We start from the raw sequence: 19,616 nt of genomic DNA on the forward strand, positions 1-19,616 counted from the left end.
CACCACGCGCTTGGGCCACGGCCGGCCACGGCCGACCTGCCCCGCGAGTGATGGTGCCAGCGTGCGCATCTCATGCCTCCCCGCTCGCCGGGTGGGGGAGGGAGAAGCCGCGCCGAGGTCGGTGTGCCCGGGCCACCGCCGACTGCGCGGACTGGGCACCGGCACCCGTCAGGCGGTAGTACCGCCGCGCGGGGCGGCCTTCGACGCGTGGGTCGATGTCCTCCCATCGCGACTCCAGCCAGCCGAAGCCCTCGAGCCTGGCGAGGATTGGGTGCACGGTGCCGCTGGGGAGCCCGGCCTCCGCGCCGATGTCGCTGCCGTACCGGTCGCGGGTGGCGTCATCGAGGAAGACCTGCAGCACGAGCTGGGTCGGGATCGTCATCCGTGGCTGGTGACCGGTGCCCACGGCCGTACTCTACCTAGCCCCTAGGTAGAGTACAAGGGAGTCGGGAGTCTCACTGGATGACTCCGCGGTGGTTGGCGACGCCGTCAAGGCCGTCGGCGGTTCAATGCTCTGAAATCAACCTAGGCCCGCGCCTACGGCGCCTAGCGAGCCGGACGGCCACGTGCGCGAACGCGGCGATGTGTGGAACGTCCGCTCATCGGCTGATCCGGTAAAGGCGTCTGACCGACGTGTGGGCGTCAATGGGGACACGACCCAGTGAGCCAACCGCCCGCGACCCGGCGCCCCCTCCTGCGCCGAGAGGGCGACGGACCTCAGCGCCAGAGGGCCAGCTCGTCGGCCCGTGGCGCCCGCACGACCTCCGACGGGGTGTCGAACGTCATCACCGCCCGGTCCTGCGGTGTCCACAGCTCCCACCCGGGGTCGCCGTCGCGGACGAAGCGCGCCCACGCTGAGTGCACCTCGTCGGCCAGGGCCTGCGGCGCGTCGGTCCCCAGCATGAGGCCACCGTCGCCGAGGGTGTCGAACACGAACGGCAGCTCGAGTGCGTGGCTGGCGCCGAGGTCCGCGACCTTGGTCTGCCAGGCGAACTCATAGGAATGCACCGCTCCCCCGGCGCCGTGCTGGGCGGCGGCGAGGTCGTGCGACGGCACCCGGAACCCCGCGTCGGTGAGGATGGCCGCCGCGACGTCGCCGGGCGAGGCGCCCGGGCGGTTCGCCGTGTAGGTCTCGACGACTCCCGTGGGCCAGCCGTACCGCGCACCCAGCGCCGGGAGGGCCGCCTCGGTGACCTGCCCCGCGATGCCGGTGGGCACGAGGAAGAGCCGGAACTCTTCCCGGGTGGTGCCGATGAGCAGCGGTATACCGGCTGCGGAGCCGTCCGCCACCGCGGACAGGGGCACGTCGGGCACGACGTCACCGTCGACGACCGGGAACGTGCTCATGATGCCGAGGCCACCCCGGAGGACGCTGGCGCCCCAGCGCGCCGGGTCGGGGTCGGACTGGATCGCGAGCGTGAGCGCGGTCTGGGCCGCCACCACGGTCTGCGGGTCGAGGGCCGCGAAGGCCTCGGCGGTCGGCGGCACCCCGAGCATCTTGGCCACCTCACCGGCGACGAGCCGAGCGTCGTCGAGGGTGCACACCGCCGTCCCGCCACCGCTCTGCACCACGGCCTGCTGGAACAGCCCCTTCGCCGCGGGCGAGGCCATCAGGGTGGCGACGCTCATCGCGCCGGCCGACTCACCGACGACCGTCACCCGGTCGGGGTCGCCACCGAATGCCTCGACGTTGTCACGCACCCACTCCAGCGCGGCCACCTGGTCGCGGATGCCGAGGTTGGTCGGAGCGCCCTCCAGCACGGCGAAACCCGGCACGCCGAGCCGGTAGTTGATGCCGACCACGACCACCCCGTCGCGGGCGAAGGCGGTCCCGTCGTAGGTCGGCACGGAGTTGGCCCCGCGCACGAACGCCCCGCCGTGCACCCACACGAGCACCGGCCGGCCCGCGCCACCCGTGGGCGCCCACACGTCCACGTTGAGGTAGTCGTCGCCCGGGGTCACCGAGCTCGGCAGCAGCCGGTCCATCGGTGTGGGGTACGGCGACTGCGCGGCGGTCGGCCCGTGCCTCGTGGCGTCGCGCTCTCCCTCCCACGGCTCGGCCGGGCGCGGCGCCCGGTAGCGGTCCGCTCCCACGGCCGGCGCGGCGTACGGGATGCCGAGGAAGGCGCTCACCCCGCCGCGGGTGGTGCCGCGCACACGGCCACCGGTGACCTCGACGACGACGGGCTCGCTACCTGCGGGGCGGGTTCCTCGGGGGTCCATGGCTCCATCCAACCCTGCCGGGACGTGCCCTGCAGGGTTCAGGAGCGACGCCGGCCGCCGCGCCCACCCAGCACCGAGGCCAGCGCCGCCACCCCCGCCGCTCCGACGGCGAGGCCCCCGGCGACCTGCGGGTAGTGGTGGGCGACGACCTGCTGCCAGCTGCGGGCCCTGGCCCGGTCGCCGAAGGCGCCGTGCGCCCCGAAGTCCCGTCCGTCCGGACCGTCGGCGGGCTCCCACAGGTTCGCCGGCTGGTCGGGGTCGCGCGGCTCGCCGGTCTGCTGGGAGGAGTACCCGGTGCGGGCGAGGTAGCGGTCGAGCAGCCCGGGAGCAACGGCGTTGGCGACGAGGGTGGCCACCGTGGACGCCCCCACCCAGTACTCGCGCCGCCGTGGGTGGTCGGCCGCGAAGGCGACGGCGCGCGCTGCCACCTCGGGCTGGTAGATGGGTGGCACCGGCTGGGCCTTCTGCGGCAGCTTCGAGAGCACCCAGGTGAACTGCGGCGTGTTGAGGGCCGGCATCTGCACCATCGTGACGCGGACGCCGCTGCGGTCGTGGAGCAGCTCGCAGCGCAGCGACTCGTGGAACCCCTGGACCGCGTGCCGGGCGCCGCAGTAGACGGTCTGGAGCGGCACGCCCCGGTAGGCCAGCGCCGACCCCACCTGCACGACCACGCCCCGGTCGCGCTCCTTCATGCGTCGCAGCACGGACATGGTGCAGTGCACGTAGCCGAGGTAGGTCACCTCGGTGGCGCGCTGGTACTCCTCGGGAGTGATCTGGTCGAACGGCGCGAAGACCGAGGTGAAGGCCGAGTTGACCCACACGTCCACCGGCCCCAGCTCGTCCTCGACCCGAGCCACAGCCTCCTCCACGGCGCGGGCATCCGCGACGTCGACCGGCACGGTGAGGACCTGCACCCCTGCGCGTCGCGCCTCCTCGGCCGCTGCGTCGAGCCCCGCGGTGCCCCGGGCGAGGAGCGCGAGCCGGTCACCACGGCGGGCGAACTCCCGGGCACAGGCGCGCCCGACTCCCCCGCTCGCCCCCGTCACGGCCACCACTCGACTCATGCGCCACCTCGTCCTCTCCGGCCCGCACCCGGGCCTGTCCTGCCCTCGCCCGGGCCCCTCGGCCCGGACTCAGGCGATGCGGTCGTCGCCCTCACGGACGACCCGTAGCCACCTGTACCCGTAACCGTCGAGGTCAACCTCGATGGTGGACGCACCCGTGCCCGTCGTGACCGGCTCGACCCGGTAGTCCGAGAGCAGGTCGGTGAGATGGGTGACCGGGGCGAGCCCGTCACCGCCGAGCGAGGCCAGCGACAGGGGCACCCGGCACGCGTCCGAGCCGAGGTTGTGGATGGCCACGGTCGCCCACCCGTCCAACCGGGCGACGTGGGCGAGGACGGCCGGGAACGGCTGGTCCAAGGGCTCTAAGCCACCCCACCCGAGCTCCGGGGACTGGCGGTACCGGCGGACGAGCTGGGCCATGAACGTCCACAGCGAGTCGGGGTCGTTGCGCTGCGCGGCGACGTTGACGTGCTCGGGACCGAACGCCCCCTGCGTCAGCGGCCGGGCCAGGCGTCGCGGCGCGGCCGCGGAGAACCCACCGTTGCGTGCGTCGCTCCACTGCATCGGCGTCCTGACCGCCAGGCGGCCGGGCACGTCGAGGTTCTCCCCCATGCCGATCTCCTCGCCGTAGAAGAGCACCGGGCTGCCGGGCAGGGAGAACATCAGCGAGTAGGCGAGCCGGATCCGGCGCGGGTCGCCGTCGAGCATCGTCGGCAGCCGGCGTCGCAGCCCCCGCCCGTAGAGCTGCATGTCGGGGTCCGGGCCGAAGGCGTCGAACACCTCCTGGCGTTCCTCGTCGGTGAGCTTGTCGAGGGTGAGCTCGTCGTGGTTGCGCAGGAAGTTGACCCACTGGCTCTCCTCGTCGCCCGGAGTCCTGCTCTCGAGCGCCTCGACCAGTGGGCGGGCGTCTCCCCGGGCGAGGGAGAGCCACGCTGCCTGCATCCCGATGAAGTCGAACTGCATCGTCAGCTCGTCGCCGTCGGCACCGCCGAAGAACGCCTGCTGCTGCTCGCGCGGCACGTTGACCTCGCCGAGCAGGACGACGTCGCTGCCTCGTCGGCCGCAGAACGCCTTGACGTGGCGCAGGGTCGAGTGCGGGTCCCACACGAACTTCTCGTCCTTCTTGGGCAGGGCGTCACGCGCGAAGAGGAACGGCACGGCGTCGATGCGGAACCCGGAGACACCGAGCTCCAGCCACAGGCCCATGACCTTGACGATCTCCTCGCGCACGCGAGGGTTGGCCGTGTTGAGGTCCGGCTGGGTCCGGTAGAAGTTGTGCAGGTACCACTCCCCGGTGCGCTCGTCCTCCTGCCAGATGCTGTCCTCCTCGTCGGGGAAGACGACCAGGGCCGAGGTGTCCGGCGGCGGGGTCGAGCGCCACACGTAGTAGTCGCGGTACGGGTTGTCCTTGCTCTTGCGCGCCTCCTTGAACCACGGGTGGTGGTCCGAGGTGTGGTTCATGACGAAGTCGAGGATGACGCGGATGCCGCGTGACCTCGCGGTCCGCACGAGCTCGACGAAGTCGGCCAGGTCGCCCAGGCGCGGGTCGACGGTGAGGAAGTCCGTGATGTCGTAGCCGTCGTCGACGTCGCGCGTCGGGTACAGCGGCATCAGCCACAGGCACGTCACCCCGAGGTCGGCGAGGTAGTCGACGCGCCGGGCCATCCCGGGCAGGTCACCCTGCCCGTCGCCGTCGGTGTCGAGGAAGGTCTGGACGTCGGCGCAGTAGAACACCGCGGTCTTCCACCACAGGTCGGCCGTCTTGGACATCTCCATGCGCCCTGACTACCACCGATGGGGTGCCCCAACCACCCTCGTGCGCCATGGGCATCCCTCGGCGAGGGTGGGCTCCACGGGCGAGGCGCAGCGTGGCGTCCTCGCGGCGGCTCAGCGGTGGAGCACCCGGCGCCCGTACCGGTGCACGGACGCGAGCACCGCGACGCCGACGAGGCTCCCCACCACCGTCTCCACCCCGCGGTCGAGGATGAGGCCGCCGGCGGGGACGTGGTGGGCGGTCTGGCCCATGAGCAGCGCGAGGGGGGTGATGAACAGCAGGGCGAGCCCGTAGTTGCGCCCCACCATCAGCTCCGTCACGAACTGCAGGACGGCGATCACCAGCACCAGGGCAACACCACGCAGGTCGAGCGCGAGCAGCGCCGCCGCCGGGAGCAGGCCCAGCAGGGTCCCCACGACGCGGTGGACGGCCCGCCCGAGCTGCCCGGTCACGCCTCGCACCCCCAGCGGGGCGAGGGCCGAGACCATCGCCCAGTACGGGTGACCGATCCCTGACGCGACCGCCGCACCACCCGCGACGAGGACGGCGACGCCATCGCGGACCGGCAGCCACGACCAGTGCCAGGCCAGGGGTAGCGGCGGCGTCCGCTGGCCGCGGACGAGACCACCGACCGCACCCACGANAGGCGAAGACGAGGAAGAGGGACCCCGGCGGGTGCCAGTCCTGGGCGCGGGCCAGGTGCGAGCCCGAGAAGGCGACGAGCCCGGCCACCGGAACGGCCCACCAGGCCGCCGACGGCAGGCAGCCCACGAGCACACCGGACACCGCGGCGAGCACCAGCGCGGCGCCCGCGGTCACCTGCATCGTGGCCCGCGACAGGTGCCGGTGGTTGCGGCCGTAGAGCGAGGCGAAGGCGCCGAACGCGGCGTACGCCGACCACTCGGGGCGGCCGGCCAGCGTCACCGTCGCGAGCGGGACGAAGACGGACACCGCTGCCCGGAGCGCGACGCGGTGCGCGCCCTGGTGCGGGCGCACGTGGAGCAGGTCGAGCCTCGTCACGATGTCGCCGTCGCCTCCCCGCGGGTCTCGAGCAACTCCTTGAGCCTGGCAAGGTCCTTGGTCGTGGCCCGTCTCATGGCGCGCTCCAGCGCCGGCGCCGCCATGCGCGAGAAGCCCGAGGGCTCCCCCCGGTTGCGCAGCCTCATCCTCGTGCCGCCCTCACCCGCCGGCTCCCACGAGTACGTGGTCTCCATCGGGAACGGGCCGTCCGCGGTGCGCATGACGAGACGTCGCCCCGGCTCCAGCTCGACGACCTCGTACGTGTACGCGAGCCGCCGCCCCAGGAAGCGGGCGACGAAGTCCATCCTCGACCCGACGGCGAGGGGTGGGGCCGTCACCCACTCGACGGACGTGATGTTCGCGTACCACTCGGGCGCCCTCCCGGGGTCACCCGCGAAGGCGGCCACCACCGCGACCGGTCGCGCCACCGTGCACTCCACCTCGACGTCGACACCCATGGGCCCATCGTCTCGCACCCCGGGGCGAGCGGGACGAAGTGCCCTGTGGCCCGCCGGCGGCTGCTCCTAGCGTCGGGGAGGGACGACACGGAGGAGTGAGGCGCATGCGACGGCTGCTGGTGCTCGGTGGTGGGACGGCGGGGACGATGGTCGTCAACAGGCTGCGCCGGGCCCTCCCACAGCGCGAGTGGCAGATCACGGTCGTCGACCGTGACGACGACCACTGCTACCAGCCGGGCTACCTGTTCCTGCCGTTCGGCACCTACACGCCGGACCAGGTCGTCCGGAAGCGGCACGCCTTCATCGCCGACGGCGTCGACCTGGTCCTGGGCGAGGTGGAGCACGTCGACGGGGACGCCGAGTCGGTCCTGCTGGTGGACGGCCGCGTCCTGGACTACGACTACCTCGTCATCGCCACCGGCACCTCACCGCGGCCCGACCAGACCCCCGGCATGCTCGGGCGGCAGTGGCGTCGCAGCATCTTCGACTTCTACACCTACGACGGCGCCGTGGCCCTCGCGGCAGCGCTGCCCTCGTTCGACCACGGTCGCCTGGTCGTCCACGTCACCGAGATGCCGGTCAAGTGCCCCGTGGCCCCGCTGGAGTTCACCTTCCTCGTGGACGCCTGGCTCCGCGAGCAGGGCCTGCGCGACCGAGTCGAGCTCGTCTACGTGACACCGCTGTCGGGCGCGTTCACCCAGCCGATCGCCTCCGACCTGCTCGGCGCCATGCTCGAGGACCGCAAGATCCTGCTCGAGACGGACTTCGTGGTCGAGCGCGTCGACGACGAGCGGAAGATGCTCGTGTCGTTCGACGAGCGCGAGGTCCCCTTCGACCTGCTGGTGACCGTCCCCCTCAACATGGGTGCCGACTTCATCGGGCAGTCCGGCCTGGGTGACGAGCTCAACTACGTGTGCGTCGACAAGCACACGTTGCGGTCGACCACGCACGACAACATCTTCGCCGTCGGCGACGCCTCCGACATCCCCGCGTCCAAGGCCGGGTCCGTCGCGCACTTCTCGGCCGAGGTCCTCGTCGACAACTTCCTCCAGCTCGTGCGGGGCGCGCCGATGACCGGGAGCTTCGACGGGCACGCCAACTGCTTCGTCGAGACCGGCGACGGCAAGGCCCTGCTCATCGACTTCAACTACGACACCCAGCCGCTGCCCGGGAGGTACCCGGTGCCCGTCATCGGGCCGCTGAGCCTGCTCAAGGAGTCCCGCGCCAACCACCTCGGAAAGCTCGCCTTCCGCTGGGTCTACTGGAACGTCCTGCTGCCCGGTCGACCACTGCCCCTCCCGTCGCGGATGTCCATGGCGGGCAAGGTCGCTCCCGTCGAGACCACCACCGCCACCCCACCAGAAGAGGACTGAGAGACCATGCCCGTGACCACGATCGACAGCCGCCCCGTCCACGTCGACCAGGAGGGCTTCCTCACCGAGCCCGACGAGTGGGACGAGGACCTCGCCACCGCCCTCGCGGCCCAGATCGGCATCACCCTGGGTGACGACCACTGGAAGGCGATCCGCTTCCTGCGCAACGACTTCGCGGCCCGGGGCGAGACCCCGACCCTGCGCCGGGTGACGGTCGCCGGCGGCATACCCACCAAGGAACTCTTCGCCCTGTTCCCGCAGAAGCCGGCCAAGAAGCTCGCCTACGTGGCCGGGCTGCCCAAGCCTCGCGGCTGTGTCTGAGCCGAACACCCGTACCCCGACCGCTCCGTACCCCGACCACAGAGGGAGTCCCCGATGACCACCACCGACACCGCACCCGCCATCGTGCCCAGCTTCGACACCCCGTCCACCCGGGGCCGCAAGCTCGCCATCATCTGCTCCAAGGGCAGCCTCGACATGGCCTACCCCGGGCTGATCCTCGCCAACGCCGCGCTCGGCGAGGGCGTCGAGACCCACATGTTCTTCACCTTCTGGGGCTTCGACATCATCAACAAGCAGACCATGGGCGACCTCAAGTTCACGCCCCTGGGCAACCCGGCCACGCACATGCCCCAGGGCCTCGGCGGCGTCCCCGGCGTCACCCACCTGGCCACCTCCCGGCTCAAGAAGTCGATCGCGGACCTCGACGTCCCCGAGGTGCCGGAGTTCCTCGAGCAGATCGTCGCCTCCGGTGGCCACCTGTGGGCGTGCCGGATGTCGGCCGACATGAACCACCTGACCGAGGAGGACCTCTACGACGAGGTGGAGGCGATCATCAGCGCCAGCGACTTCATCGAGAAGACCGAGGGTGCCCAGCTGCTGTTCATCTGAGCCGTCCGCCACCCGGCCCGTCCGAGGAGGACCCGCATGGACCTGGACCCATCGCCCGTCGGGGACGCCGCACCCGGTCCGCCCGGGGAAGCGCCGCAGCACGACCCACCACCCCTGCCCCTCGCCGTGTCGGCGGCAGCCGTCGGCCGCTGTGCGGTCAGGACGGCCGTGCTCCTCGCCCGCCGCGAGGTGCACCTGCCCAGGGGCAACGTGGGGCTGCGCCTGCGCTTCGGCGACGGCAGCACCGGGCGGGTCTACCGGGAGACGGTGGTCGACCACCCTCCCGAGACCCGGCGCTGCGTGCTCGTGGTGTCGTTCCGGCTGCGCGGTGTACGGGGCCGAGGGCACCGCGCGTTCGAGGTGGAGAGCCTGCTCAACACCCCCTTGTTCGTCGGCTTCCCCGGGTTCGTCTCCAAGCTGTGGGTCGCCGCGGACGGACGTGGGGTGTACCGGGGCGTGTACGAGTGGGACGACCCCAGCCTCGCCGACGCCTACGCCCGCGCGCTCTGGTGGGTCCTGGCCCTGGTCAGCCACCGTTCGTCGATCCACCACCACGTGGTCCCCGGCACCCGTCGCGACGACGTGCTGGTGGCGGCTGCCCGGCTCGGGCCCGGAGGCGACTCGGGCAGGCTCCTCGCCCCTGCGAGGGAGGACGGGTGGTGGAAGGTCGTCGGCACCCTCTGAGCGGCGTGGACGTCCTCGTCGTCGGGGCCGGCCCGACCGGGCTGGTGACCGCCCTGCAGGCGCACGACCACGGCGCGTCGGTGCGGGTGGTCGAGCGCAGGCCCGACGCCGTCCGGCCGTCGCGGGCCATGGTCGTGCACCCCCGGACCCTGGAGGGCCTGCGCCCGCTGGGGGTGACGGACGCCCTGCTCGACCGCACCGACCCGGACCCCCGGGCCGAGCTCCACCTCGGGCGGCGCACCGTACCCGTCCGGCTCGCGGACGTGGCGCTGCCCGACAGCGCCTTCCCGCACCTGGCCCTGGTGCGGCAGGCGGACGTCGAGGACGTGCTGACCCGCGCGCTGCACCGGCGGGGGGTCGCCGTCGAGCGGGGTACCGAGCTCGTCACCCACCACGCGGACGAGGAGGGTGCCTCGGCGAGGCTGCGTGGCAGCGGCCCGGACGAGGAGGCGCACTGCCGCTTCCTCGTGGGGTCCGACGGCTCGGCCAGCACCGTACGCCGCGCAGCCCGCATCGACTTCGCCGGCGCAGCCCACGCCGAGGAGGTCGTCCTGGCCGACATGCACCTGGCCACGGAGCTCTCCCCCGGCTCCCTGCACGTCGCCGTCGGCCGCCACGGGCTCGCCTTCCTCTTCCCGCTCGGGGAGAACGCGGCGCCGTGGCGCCTCCTGGCCACGCGGGCCAGCCAGCACACCCGTGCCACCCGGCCCACCACGGTGACGGAACCCGAGCTGGCGCGGCTGCTGGAGGACTCCGGGCTCCCAGCCACGCCGACCGGCTGCACCTGGTCATCGGTGGTGCCGCTGCAGCACCGGGTCGCCTCGGCCTTCCGCACCGGGGCGGTGTTCCTGGCCGGCGACGCCGCCCACACCAGCTCACCGGCGGCCGCGCAGGGGATGAACACCGGGCTGCTCGACGGCATCGACCTCGGCTGGAAGCTGGCCTTCGCGGCGGAGCACCGCAGGGCGAGCCGCGGTACGGCGGAGGTCCTGCTCGCGTCGTACGGCGACGAACGCCGCCGCGTGGCGCAGCAGGTGGTGGCGCTGACCCGGCTCGTGCTCTTCGCGGAGGCGTCGACCTCGCCCGTCGCCGAGCTGGCGCGGGCGCGCCTGGTGCCCCTCGTGGTTCCCGTCCTGCCTCATCTGCTCGGCCGGCGACGCCTCGCCATGACCGTGGCGGCCGTCCTCTCCCAGCGCTGGGTCCACCACCGTGGCAGCGCCCTCTCACTCGACGACACCCCGTGGGTCGCAGGGCCCCGGCCCGGCCACCGGCTGCCGGACCGTGAGGTCCTCGTCGCGGGGTGCAAGCGCACGCTGCACGAGCTGACCGCCGGCCCCGGCATCCACGTGCTGCTCGACCGCGAGTCCGCGGCACCGCCTCGCCCACTCCTCGGGCCGCACGTGGTGGTCCACCGCCTCGACGACGCGCGGGGACACGGGCTGGTCGCCGTGCGCCCGGACGGCCACCTCGGCTACCGCTCCGCCCGCGGCGACGTCACGGGGCTGGGCAGGTGGCTCGACCTGGTGGCAGCCCGGTAGCCGCGGCCCGTCGGCAGGGCCCGGCGAGGACCCGGGGCGGCCGGGACCTAAGGCACTGGACCCTCCCCGAACCCCCTGCTGGACTGGCCCCGCAGGGTGTCCACGACCACGTGTCGAACGAGGAGACCAGCATGAGCAGCACCACCTCACCATCCACCGAGCTGCGCCGCCGTACACCGGGACGCGATGTGGACCCCTGGACCGGCTTCGCCCCGTGGGGACCGCGGTTCCAGGAGCTCATCGAGCAGATGTGGCCGTCGGCCGAGGGCACCAGCGACTTCTCCCCCGGCGGCCAGATCTCCGAGACCGACGACGCGTTCACCCTCGAGCTCGACCTGCCGGGCGTGGACAAGAAGGACATCGAGATCGACATCTCCGGCCGGCGGGTCAGCGTCACGGGCACCAAGGTGGTCAAGGAGCGCGAGGGCGTGCTGCGTCGGTCCACCCGCGCCTCAGGGTCCTTCGCGTACGAGGCCGTCCTCCCCGTCGCCGTGGATGCGTCCCGCACGACGGCGTCGCTGGCCGACGGGGTCCTCGTCGTGTCGATGCCGAAGGTGGCCGAGTCCAAGGCCACCCGCGTCGAGATCCACTGACTGGCCACGACGGGGTCGACACCGATGATGAAGCGCTCATCGCAGGACAGCCGGCTCTGGGCCCGACGCCTCGCAACCCGGCAGGACGGGTCCCTGGACGGCGTCCCGCTGCGCGAGCTGCTGCAGCGGCTCATGGCCACCGAGGAGGCCCTTGCCGCGCTGGGGTCCGACATCCCCGAGTTCGCCGACTTCGCCGACTCGGCCCCGGGAGCGGACGCCCCCGGCGGCTGGATGGCACCCGACGAGGTGCCCGGTCCGGCGCTGGAGGACACCCGGGAGCTGATCCTGCGCCAGCAGGGCGCGCTGGTGCGCGAGCTGCGACGTCGCCGGGTGGCCTCGCGTCGCCTGGCCGCCGAGCCCCTCCGGAAACCGTCGGCCGCCTGGCCGCCACCGCCATGGTGACCACCGCCGGGCACGGCGTCTCCGCGGGGCCCAGCTCCCCCGACCCCGAGGCCCTCGAGGCGTGGGTCGGGCGCTGGGTCGAGGGCGGGATCATCACCCCCGAGCAGGCCCACCGCATCCTCGTGATGGAGGCCGTGGACCTCGAGCCCACCGGGGCCGGGCCCAAACCGCTGGCCACCGTGGCCGCGCAGCCCCGTGACGTCCCACCGGCCGCCGTCCCGCTCCCCCGTGCCGTCACCACCGCCCCCTCCGGCAGCCTGGTCACCGAGGCGCTCGGCTACGTGGGCGGGGTGCTCATCCTCATCGCCGCGCTCGTCATCGGTGGTCTCTACTTCGACGACCTCGGGCGGGTCGGACGCCTGGCAGTCACCCTGGCGGCCGCCGCGGCACTGTTCGCAGGGGGGTACCTCGTGCCGGTGGCCCCGGACCGCCCCGCCGCCGGCCGGCTCCGCTCGGTGCTGTGGGTGCTCACGGTGGTCGCCGTCGCTGCATTCGTGGGCCTGCTGGGTGACGAGGTGTTCAGGCTGAGCGGCGAGCGGGTGGGCTTCGTCGCAGCGTCGGGTGCTGCCCTGGTCGGCGCGGAGCTGTGGCGTCGGCACCGCTGGCTGCCGCAGCAGGCGGCCTTCGTCACCGCCCTGGCTGTGGCGGTGGGTTCGGGGACCGCGGCCTTCCTCGGCGACGGTGGCTCGGACGCCACCGGCCTGGCGCTCTGGGGGCTGGGTGGTGTGTGGCTCATGCTGGGTTGGGGCCGCCACCTTACGCCGCGCTACGGCACCGACCTGCTCGGCGGCACCATCCTCGCCATCGGCTCCGAGGTGACCATGGAGCACGACTGGGGCTCGGTGCTCGCCGTGGTGACCGCCGCGGTGCTCGTGCTGGCCGGGGTGCGGCTGCGCAGCCTCGTGCTGCTCGCCGTGGGCTCCGTGGCCACGCTGTCCACCGTGCCCGGCCTCATGCAGCGCTACTTCCCCGACACCGTCGCCGCACCCCTGGCGCTGCTCGGGGTGGGCATCCTTCTCGTGCTCGTCGCCTCGACCACCGCCACGAGCTGGGGGCGGCGCCGCGGCGCGAGGCGCGAACCCGCCCCGCTGCCCGGTCTCGGCCTGCCGACCATCGCCGGCTTCGCCGCGGTGGTGGCGGGCGCGACCGTCCTCGTCGCCCTCACCTGAGGAGACTCGCCTTCACCTGGGGAGACGCGACCCCGGCGCGTGCCGCGGGGATCCTGCCCCAGGTCAGACCGGCTCCACCGGTTGGCGCAGGATCGTCCGCAACCGTTGCGGCGCAGCGCGTCTGGGGTCGCCGAGGTAGATCTCGTGGTGGCGTCCACGGGGGCGCAGCCCGGCCTCGGCGATCACGGAGTGGAGCCGCACCAGGGACGGCGACTCGTCGGCATACGGACCGACGTGGAGCAGCTGGGCGCAGCGGCCCTCCTCCCACGTGCGGAGCTCGAGCCGGCCGAGCGCGGTGAGGTCCTTGCCCCGGGCCCGCGCGACCGCCTCCGCGACGACCACGGCGTCGATCGGGTCGCCCTGCATGATCATCGCCTCCCAGCGCCACTGGCTCCGGTCGGTCGAGGCCATCGTCGCCCTGCCGCGCGACACCTCCTCGACGAGGCCCTGCTGCTCGGCTCCGACCCACCACAGCGCCTCGAGGGGCATGACCGGCGGGGCCTCCCCGAACGCCTTGCGCGCGAGGAAGTGGGCGCCCCAGCTCACGGCGTAGAGCGCTTGGACGGCTGCTGCGAAGTCGAAGCCCTCGGGCGCCCCCTGGCCCGCGACCACCAGGAACGACAGCTCCGGGACGTCGACGAGCTCGACCCTGCCCCGGCGGGGCTTGTACAGCGCGGACAGTGGCTGGGCGGCGACGGTCATCCCACCAGCGTGCGGGTGCGTGCGACCTCGAGTTGAGGACAAAGGTCCCGATCCGTCGTGGTCGCTGCACGCGGGGTCAGGACCGACCCGCCGAGCCCCTCACGAGGAACGACGTGGCCGAGTCGGGGGTACGCAGCTCGTCCGCGTCGTCGTCCTCGATTCGAAAACCCGCGCGCTTGCTGAGCCGGTCGACCAGCTCGACGAAGTCGAGGGAGTCGAGCTCGAGCTCCTGCCGCAGGTCTGCGGTGCCGCCCAGCTCGTCCAGCGACGCGTCCGGGACGATCTCCCGCAGCGTCGTCTCGAGCATGGTGCGGGCCTCCAGTGGTGTCATAGCTCCTCCGGTCTCTGTAGCAACGCGTCGATGGCCTTGAGCAGCCGTGAACCGGTCGCGCCGTCCGTCGCGCGGTGGTCGCCGGCGAGGGTCGCCGTGACCAGGGGGCGCACCCCGATGAGCCCGTCCACGGCCCACGGTCGCTCGACGACGGCGCCGAACCCCACCAGCGCCACCTGCGGCGGGTAGATGACCCCGTGGACGCTCTCGACGCCCTGCTCCCCCAGGTTGGACACGGTGATGCTGGGCTCGGCCAGCTCGGAGGCGCGGAGCCTGCCGGCGCGGGCCCGCCGCGTGAGGTCGCGGATCCCGGCCATGGTCTCCACCACCGACAGCGTGTCCGCCGCGCCCAGGGCTGGCACGAGCAGGCCGCCCCCGCGCAGCGACACGATGAGCCCCAGGCGCACCTCGGTCGCGGCCACGAAGCCACCGTCGACCCAGTGCCCGTTGAGCTCCGGCACCTGTCTCGCGGCCCGCGCGGTCGCGGCGAGCAGCAGCGCGGCGGGTACGAGGCGGTCGGCCACCTCGAGCTCACGGTTGCGCTCACGCATCCACCGCAGGGCCTCGTGCAGGTCGATGGTGCTGGACAGGTAGTAGTGCGGCACCTCCCGGTTGGACCGGCTCATCAGGGCGGCGATGCTGGTCCGCATGTCCGCGGCTGCACCGTCGTGGGTCGCGACGGCGGCGCGGGCGGAGGTCTCGGGCACCCCCTCGGAGGGCGGAGCCACCGCGACTGCCGGGGCCCCGGGGTGCCCGTTCGCCGATGGCCCGGGTGTGCCGTTCGTCGACGGCGCGTAGGCGCCGCCGGCCAGCCGCGTGGCGACGGCGTCCCTGACGTCGTCGGCACGGATGCTGCCTCCCGGACCGGTACCGGTCAGGGTCGCGAGGTCGATGCCCTGCTCCGCCGCGAGCCGCCGCGCCAGCGGGGAGACACGTCGGCGGCCGGCGCGGCCCGTGCCCGCCGCCGGGTGACCGCCCGCACGGCGACCACCACCGGGTACCCCCTGGTCCACCGCGTGCTCGACGTCGTGGCGCGTCACCGAGCCACCCGGTCCGGTGCCCCTGAGGTGGGCCAGGTCGACCCCGAGCTCGCGGGCCCGGTGACGCAGGACCGGGGACGGTGCGTGTGCAGCCGCGAGCGGCACCACGGGTGCGGCCTCGCCGGGTGCGGGCGTGGCGGGTGCGGGCGCGGCAGCCGAGGCCGGTACGGCACTGACAGGCTCGGGTACGGCGGCCTCGCCGATCACCGCGAGTGGCGCCCCGACCGGCACGGTCTGCCCCTCCTCGACCAGGAGCTGCTGCACCGTGCCGTCGTCGAAGGTCTCCACCTCGACCGCGGACTTGGGGGTCTCCACCACGGCCACGATGTCGCCCCGGTGCACCGCGTCGCCGGGCTTGACGAGCCACTCGAGCAGGATGCCCTGCTCCATGTCGGCGCCGAGCGACGGCATGCGGAACTCAGCCACCCTCACCCACCGCCCGTCGAGCCGCCGCGACGATGCCCGAGACCTGCGGCAGGGCCGCCTCCTCCAGGTGCTGGGCGTAGGGCACGGGGACCTCCACGGAGCAGACCCGTTCCGGCGGTGCGTCCAGCTCGAAGAAGGCCTGCTCGGCCACCCGCGCACTGACCTCGCCCGCGAGGCTGCCCGAGCGCCAGGCCTCGTCCACGACGACGAGCCGGTGCGTCCGCCCGACGGACTCCAGGATGGTCGCGTCGTCCAGCGGGCGGAGCACCCGCAGGTCGATGACCTCGGCACTGATGCCCTGCGCTGCAAGGGATTCCGCGGCGGTGAGTGACTTGCCGACAGTACCCCCGAAGGCGACGAGCGTGACGTCGGTGCCGGCGCGGCGTACCGCTGCCTTCTCGATGTCGACCGTCACGGGCTCGGCCGGGAGGTGTCCGGCGAGGTTGTAGAGGGAACCGTGCTCGAACACCACGACGGGGTCGGGGTCCTGCAGCGCCGGCCACAGCATCCCGCGGGCGTCCTCCAGCGTGGCGGGAGCCAGGACGCGCAGGCCTGGGATGTGCGCGTACCAGCCCTCCAGGCTGTGGGAGTGCTGGGCGGCCAGCTGGCGCCCAGCCCCGGTGGTCATGCGGATCACCAGCGGCACCGACAGCTGCCCGCCGGACATGTGCCTGAGCGTGGCCGCGTTGTTGAGGACCTGGTCCAGCGCCAGGAGGCTGAAGTTCACCGTCATGATCTCGACGATCGGCCGCAGCCCGCCCAGCGCCGCACCGATCCCGGCCCCGGTGAACGCGGACTCGGACAGTGGTGTGTCGCGCACCCGGTCCTCGCCGAACTCCTCGAGCAGCCCGAGGCTCACGGCGAACGCACCGCCGTAGCGGCCGACGTCCTCGCCCATGAGGAACACCCGGGGGTCGCGGCGCATCGCCTCGCGGTGGGCCTCGCGCAGCGCCTCGCGGTACGTCGTGGTGGTGGAGGCGCCTGCCGCCGGCGCCTTGCGTGCCCTGCGTCGCGTGGGCGTGGCCGCCCGCGGGGTCATGACGTGCTCCCGGCGCCGGCTCGTGTCGTGAGGTGCCTCGTGAGGTCCTCGACAGGCTCCACCGGAGCCGCCTCGGCGGCGGTGATCGCGTCCGCGAGCTCCTGGCCTATCTGCCGCTCCCACTCCTCGACCCGGCCGGGCGACAGAAGGCCGTCGTGGATGAGCTGGGCGGTGAGGTGCGGGATCGGGTCGGACTGCTTCCACTGCTCGACCTCGGCGGGCTCGCGGTAGCGGTCCGGGTCGTACATCGAGTGGGCGCGGAAGCGGTAGGTGCGCAGCTCGAGGAAACACGGCTGCCCGCTGTCGCGGACGTAGGCGAGGGCCTTGGTCGTCGCCTCCCGCACCTGCGTGACGTCCATGCCGTCGACCGCCCACGAGACCATGCCGTATGACGCGGCGCGCGCGGCGAGGTCGATCTGCGCGTGCTCGCGGGCCAGGGACGTCCCCATGGCGTACCGGTTGTTCTCGCAGCAGAACAGCACGGGGAGGTGCCACAGGGCTGCGAGGTTCGCGCTCTCGTGCCACTCGCCCTCGGCGAACGCCCCGTCGCCGAAGAGGCACGCCGTCACGGCAGGGCTTCCCGTGAGGTGGTCGGCCAGCGCCAGTCCCACGGCGACCGGCAGGCCGCCGGCCACGACGGCGTTGCCACCGTAGAACCGCCGCCCGATGTCGAACAGGTGCATGGAGCCGCCGCGGCCTCCGCTGCAGCCGGTGGCCCGTCCGAACATCTCGGCCATGATCGAGCCCATGGGCACCCCACGCGCCAGTGCGTGGCCGTGCTCGCGGTAGGTCGAGACGACGGCGTCCTCGTCGGCCAGGGCGCCCACGACCCCGACCGCCACCGCCTCCTCCCCGATGCACAGGTGGAGGAAGCCGCGGATCCTGGTGGCGCTGTACAGCTCTGCACACTTCTCCTCGAACCGCCGGATCCGCAGCATCGCCCGCAGCTGGTCGACTGCCGAGCCGGTGCCCGGCGTCGCCAGCGGGCCCTGCCCGCTCGACACCTGCTCTGTCGCAACCTGTTCTGTCGCAACACCTTCGGTGACGTTCTGCTCGGTCGCGGTCATGGCTGTCCCTCCACGGTCGACAGGTCACCCTCGGGCAGCCCGAGCTCACGGGCCTTGAGCAGCCTGCGCATCACCTTGCCGCTGCGGGTGTGGGGCAGCGCCTGGTCGAAGGCGATCTCCCGTGGGGCGACCGACCCGAGCCGGTGCCGCCCGAAGGTGATCAGCTCGCGCTGCAGGGCCGGCGTGGGTTCGTACCCGGCGCGCAGGGTGACGAACGCCTTGACGACCTCACCGGCCAGCGGGTCGGGCTTGCCGATGACCCCGACCTCGGCGACGGCGGGGTGCTCCATCAGCGCGCTCTCCACCTCGAACGGCCCGATGAGGTGTCCCGCGGACTTGATGACGTCGTCGGCGCGGCCGACGAACCAGCCGTAGCCGTCCGCGTCGAAGCGGGCGAGGTCGCCACTGAGGTACCAGCCGTCGGCGAAGCACTGGGCGTAGCGCTCCGGGTCGTCGAGGTAGGCGCGGAACATCGACGGCCAGCCGGGTCGCAGGGCGAGCTCCCCCACCGCGTCCGGCTCGGTCAGGACGTGGACGTGGCCGTCGACCACGGCGGCCCGGCCGTCGGGTCCGCGCTCGAGGACCGCGGCGGTGATGCCCGGCACCGGGCGCCCCATCGACCCGGGGCGGATCGGCATCCCGGGGAAGTTGCTCACCATGATCGCGCCCGTCTCGGTCTGCCACCACGTGTCGTGGACCGGCATGCCGAACGCCTCGACACCCCAGACCACCGCCTCCGGGTTGAGCGGCTCGCCGACGCTGACCACGTGCCGCAGCGCCGGGAAGCTGTGCTCGTGCGCCAGGTCGGCCCCGACCCGCATGAGCATCCGCAGGGCCGTGGGTGCGGTGTAGAACACGGTGACCCGCTGGTCCTGCAGGACGCGGTACCACCGCCGGGCATCGAAGTCCGAGGAGTCGGTGACGACGGTGACGCCACGGCACAGCGGCCCGATGATGCCGTAGGACGTGCCGGTCACCCAGCCGGGGTCGGCGGTGCACCAGTAGACGTCTCCCGGCCGCAGGTCCAGGGCCCACATGGCGGTCACGTGGTGGGCGACCACGGCCTCGTGGACGTGCACGGCTGCCTTGGGCCGCCCGGTGGTGCCGCTGGTGAAGTGCAGCAGGGCGGGCTGCTCCGGCCGGGTCCGTGCGATCTCGAAGCTGCTGCGGTCCAGGGCGTCGGTGGCGCTGGCCACCATGGCGTCCCACGAAGCCGTCCCCTCGGTCGGGGCGGCGTCGTCGTCCACGAGCAGGACGGTCTCGAGGTGGGGCAGGCGCGCGCGGAACGGCGCGACCTTGCGCTCGTAGGAGAGCCGGTCGGTGACCAGGACCCGGACACTGCCCAGCGACAGCCGGTCACAGACCGGTTCGGGGCCGAAGGCCGGGAAGAGCGGGCAGTACACGGCGCCGGCCTTGAGCGTCCCGAGCACGGTCAGGTAGAGCGCGGGCGAGCGCTGCAGCAGGGTGCACACGCGGTCGCCCGGGACCACCCCGAGCGCCTGGAGCCCGACGGCCACCACGTCGCTGGCCCGCCGCAGCTCGGCATAGGTGAGCTCTGCGGTGGGCACCCCGCGGTCGAGGAAGCGCAGCGCCACCACGTCGCTAAGGGGCCCGGCGGCGTGGCGGTCCACGGCCTCGTACGCCATGTTGAGCCCACCGTCCGGCAGGCCGGCGAGGAGGTCTCGCGCCTGCTCCCAGCCGAAGGTGCGGCAGCGCTCCTCGTAGTCCCCGATCAGGGGTTCGAGGAGCGGGACGTGCCTGATCTCACCGGCTCTGCGGGTCGAGGTGTCCGCCATGGGGCCACGATGCCCCGGCGCCGCGA

Annotated in this window: 20 protein-coding genes; 8 read left to right on the top strand and 12 right to left on the bottom strand. The window is 73.2% G+C overall.

The window, feature by feature from the left end; genetic code table 11:
• Nucleotides 1-70: 70 nt before the first annotated feature.
• The 6 genes from ABEA42_RS10830 to ABEA42_RS10855 form a co-directional block, all read right to left on the bottom strand.
• Nucleotides 71-406, bottom strand: coding sequence for a PadR family transcriptional regulator (locus ABEA42_RS10830; protein ID WP_345503233.1), 336 nt, complete (start codon nucleotides 404-406; stop codon nucleotides 71-73).
• 311 nt (nucleotides 407-717) lie between these two features.
• Complete coding sequence (locus ABEA42_RS10835) at nucleotides 718-2,223, bottom strand: carboxylesterase/lipase family protein (protein ID WP_345503234.1); 1,506 nt, start codon at nucleotides 2,221-2,223, stop codon at nucleotides 718-720.
• Nucleotides 2,224-2,261: 38 nt separating this feature from the next.
• Entirely contained in the window at nucleotides 2,262-3,287 is a 1,026-nt protein-coding gene (locus ABEA42_RS10840) for an SDR family oxidoreductase (RefSeq protein WP_345503235.1), read from the bottom strand.
• Between the two features lie 69 nt (nucleotides 3,288-3,356).
• A complete protein-coding gene (locus ABEA42_RS10845) occupies nucleotides 3,357-5,063 on the bottom strand; it encodes an alpha-amylase family protein (RefSeq protein WP_345503237.1) in 1,707 nt (568 codons plus the stop codon).
• Nucleotides 5,064-5,174: 111 nt separating this feature from the next.
• Nucleotides 5,175-5,702: an FUSC family protein gene (locus ABEA42_RS10850; protein ID WP_345503238.1), complete on the bottom strand. Its 528-nt coding sequence runs from the start codon at nucleotides 5,700-5,702 to the stop codon at nucleotides 5,175-5,177.
• Between the two features lie 375 nt (nucleotides 5,703-6,077).
• Entirely contained in the window at nucleotides 6,078-6,539 is a 462-nt protein-coding gene (locus ABEA42_RS10855) for an SRPBCC family protein (protein WP_345503239.1), read from the bottom strand.
• A gap of 104 nt (nucleotides 6,540-6,643) precedes the next feature.
• On the opposite strand from ABEA42_RS10855, the gene sqr reads away from it, so the two are divergent.
• The 8 genes from sqr to ABEA42_RS10895 all read left to right on the top strand — a co-directional run bounded on the left by sqr (nucleotide 6,644) and on the right by ABEA42_RS10895 (nucleotide 13,189).
• Nucleotides 6,644-7,912: a type III sulfide quinone reductase, selenoprotein subtype gene (gene sqr / locus ABEA42_RS10860; protein ID WP_345503241.1), complete on the top strand. Its 1,269-nt coding sequence runs from the start codon at nucleotides 6,644-6,646 to the stop codon at nucleotides 7,910-7,912.
• A 6-nt stretch (nucleotides 7,913-7,918) separates the two neighbouring features.
• Nucleotides 7,919-8,233: a TusE/DsrC/DsvC family sulfur relay protein gene (locus ABEA42_RS10865; protein WP_345503243.1), complete on the top strand. Its 315-nt coding sequence runs from the start codon at nucleotides 7,919-7,921 to the stop codon at nucleotides 8,231-8,233.
• Nucleotides 8,234-8,287: 54 nt separating this feature from the next.
• Nucleotides 8,288-8,803: a DsrE/DsrF/DrsH-like family protein gene (locus tag ABEA42_RS10870; protein WP_345503245.1), complete on the top strand. Its 516-nt coding sequence runs from the start codon at nucleotides 8,288-8,290 to the stop codon at nucleotides 8,801-8,803.
• A gap of 36 nt (nucleotides 8,804-8,839) precedes the next feature.
• On the top strand, nucleotides 8,840-9,487 hold the full coding sequence (locus ABEA42_RS10875) for a hypothetical protein (protein ID WP_345503247.1): 648 nt from the start codon (nucleotides 8,840-8,842) through the stop codon (nucleotides 9,485-9,487).
• 5 nt (nucleotides 9,488-9,492) lie between these two features.
• Complete coding sequence (locus tag ABEA42_RS10880; RefSeq protein ID WP_345503248.1) at nucleotides 9,493-11,025, top strand: FAD-dependent monooxygenase; 1,533 nt, start codon at nucleotides 9,493-9,495, stop codon at nucleotides 11,023-11,025.
• A gap of 131 nt (nucleotides 11,026-11,156) precedes the next feature.
• Nucleotides 11,157-11,618: an Hsp20/alpha crystallin family protein gene (locus tag ABEA42_RS10885; RefSeq protein WP_345503249.1), complete on the top strand. Its 462-nt coding sequence runs from the start codon at nucleotides 11,157-11,159 to the stop codon at nucleotides 11,616-11,618.
• Between the two features lie 27 nt (nucleotides 11,619-11,645).
• Complete coding sequence (locus ABEA42_RS10890) at nucleotides 11,646-12,020, top strand: hypothetical protein (RefSeq protein WP_345503251.1); 375 nt, start codon at nucleotides 11,646-11,648, stop codon at nucleotides 12,018-12,020.
• Complete coding sequence (locus tag ABEA42_RS10895) at nucleotides 12,014-13,189, top strand: hypothetical protein (RefSeq protein ID WP_345503253.1); 1,176 nt, start codon at nucleotides 12,014-12,016, stop codon at nucleotides 13,187-13,189. Before ABEA42_RS10890 ends, ABEA42_RS10895 begins: the two co-directional genes overlap by 7 nt.
• A 63-nt stretch (nucleotides 13,190-13,252) precedes the next feature.
• Here the strand turns inward: ABEA42_RS10895 and ABEA42_RS10900 are convergent, their stop codons facing one another.
• From ABEA42_RS10900 to acsA, 6 genes are all read right to left on the bottom strand, one after another.
• A complete protein-coding gene (locus ABEA42_RS10900; protein ID WP_345503255.1) occupies nucleotides 13,253-13,891 on the bottom strand; it encodes a GyrI-like domain-containing protein in 639 nt (212 codons plus the stop codon).
• A gap of 76 nt (nucleotides 13,892-13,967) precedes the next feature.
• Nucleotides 13,968-14,222, bottom strand: a complete 255-nt coding sequence (locus ABEA42_RS10905) for an acyl carrier protein (protein ID WP_345503257.1) — start codon at nucleotides 14,220-14,222, stop codon at nucleotides 13,968-13,970.
• Nucleotides 14,219-15,688: a 2-oxo acid dehydrogenase subunit E2 gene (locus ABEA42_RS10910; protein WP_345503259.1), complete on the bottom strand. Its 1,470-nt coding sequence runs from the start codon at nucleotides 15,686-15,688 to the stop codon at nucleotides 14,219-14,221. The genes ABEA42_RS10905 and ABEA42_RS10910 overlap by 4 nt, the downstream gene beginning before the upstream one ends.
• Nucleotides 15,681-16,727, bottom strand: coding sequence for an alpha-ketoacid dehydrogenase subunit beta (locus ABEA42_RS10915; protein WP_345503260.1), 1,047 nt, complete (start codon nucleotides 16,725-16,727; stop codon nucleotides 15,681-15,683). The genes ABEA42_RS10910 and ABEA42_RS10915 overlap by 8 nt, the downstream gene beginning before the upstream one ends.
• Nucleotides 16,724-17,794: a pyruvate dehydrogenase (acetyl-transferring) E1 component subunit alpha gene (gene pdhA / locus ABEA42_RS10920; RefSeq protein ID WP_345503261.1), complete on the bottom strand. Its 1,071-nt coding sequence runs from the start codon at nucleotides 17,792-17,794 to the stop codon at nucleotides 16,724-16,726. Before pdhA ends, ABEA42_RS10915 begins: the two co-directional genes overlap by 4 nt.
• Nucleotides 17,791-19,590, bottom strand: a complete 1,800-nt coding sequence (gene acsA / locus ABEA42_RS10925; RefSeq protein WP_345503263.1) for an acetate--CoA ligase — start codon at nucleotides 19,588-19,590, stop codon at nucleotides 17,791-17,793. Before acsA ends, pdhA begins: the two co-directional genes overlap by 4 nt.
• Nucleotides 19,591-19,616: the final 26 nt, after the last annotated feature.

Origin of the sequence: Pedococcus ginsenosidimutans (genome assembly GCF_039544395.1) — a bacterium.
In the GTDB taxonomy this organism is placed as follows: Bacteria; Actinomycetota; Actinomycetes; order Actinomycetales; family Dermatophilaceae; genus Pedococcus; species Pedococcus ginsenosidimutans.

Excerpts from the sequence above, each read along its gene's own strand:
- ABEA42_RS10900 (WP_345503255.1), bottom strand. The coding sequence starts at position 13,891 with ATGACCGTCGCCGCCCAGCCACTGTCCGCGCTGTACAAGCCCCGCCGG.
- pdhA (WP_345503261.1), bottom strand. The coding sequence starts at position 17,794 with ATGACCGCGACCGAGCAGAACGTCACCGAAGGTGTTGCGACAGAACAG.
- ABEA42_RS10895 (WP_345503253.1), top strand. The coding sequence starts at position 12,014 with ATGGTGACCACCGCCGGGCACGGCGTCTCCGCGGGGCCCAGCTCCCCC.
- ABEA42_RS10870 (WP_345503245.1), top strand. The coding sequence starts at position 8,288 with ATGACCACCACCGACACCGCACCCGCCATCGTGCCCAGCTTCGACACC.
- ABEA42_RS10915 (WP_345503260.1), bottom strand. The coding sequence starts at position 16,727 with ATGACCCCGCGGGCGGCCACGCCCACGCGACGCAGGGCACGCAAGGCG.
- ABEA42_RS10885 (WP_345503249.1), top strand. The coding sequence starts at position 11,157 with ATGAGCAGCACCACCTCACCATCCACCGAGCTGCGCCGCCGTACACCG.
- ABEA42_RS10890 (WP_345503251.1), top strand. The coding sequence starts at position 11,646 with ATGAAGCGCTCATCGCAGGACAGCCGGCTCTGGGCCCGACGCCTCGCA.
- ABEA42_RS10855 (WP_345503239.1), bottom strand. The coding sequence starts at position 6,539 with ATGGGTGTCGACGTCGAGGTGGAGTGCACGGTGGCGCGACCGGTCGCG.
- ABEA42_RS10905 (WP_345503257.1), bottom strand. The coding sequence starts at position 14,222 with ATGACACCACTGGAGGCCCGCACCATGCTCGAGACGACGCTGCGGGAG.
- ABEA42_RS10865 (WP_345503243.1), top strand. The coding sequence starts at position 7,919 with ATGCCCGTGACCACGATCGACAGCCGCCCCGTCCACGTCGACCAGGAG.
- acsA (WP_345503263.1), bottom strand. The coding sequence starts at position 19,590 with ATGGCGGACACCTCGACCCGCAGAGCCGGTGAGATCAGGCACGTCCCG.
- ABEA42_RS10845 (WP_345503237.1), bottom strand. The coding sequence starts at position 5,063 with ATGGAGATGTCCAAGACGGCCGACCTGTGGTGGAAGACCGCGGTGTTC.
- ABEA42_RS10840 (WP_345503235.1), bottom strand. The coding sequence starts at position 3,287 with ATGAGTCGAGTGGTGGCCGTGACGGGGGCGAGCGGGGGAGTCGGGCGC.
- ABEA42_RS10835 (WP_345503234.1), bottom strand. The coding sequence starts at position 2,223 with ATGGACCCCCGAGGAACCCGCCCCGCAGGTAGCGAGCCCGTCGTCGTC.
- ABEA42_RS10875 (WP_345503247.1), top strand. The coding sequence starts at position 8,840 with ATGGACCTGGACCCATCGCCCGTCGGGGACGCCGCACCCGGTCCGCCC.
- sqr (WP_345503241.1), top strand. The coding sequence starts at position 6,644 with ATGCGACGGCTGCTGGTGCTCGGTGGTGGGACGGCGGGGACGATGGTC.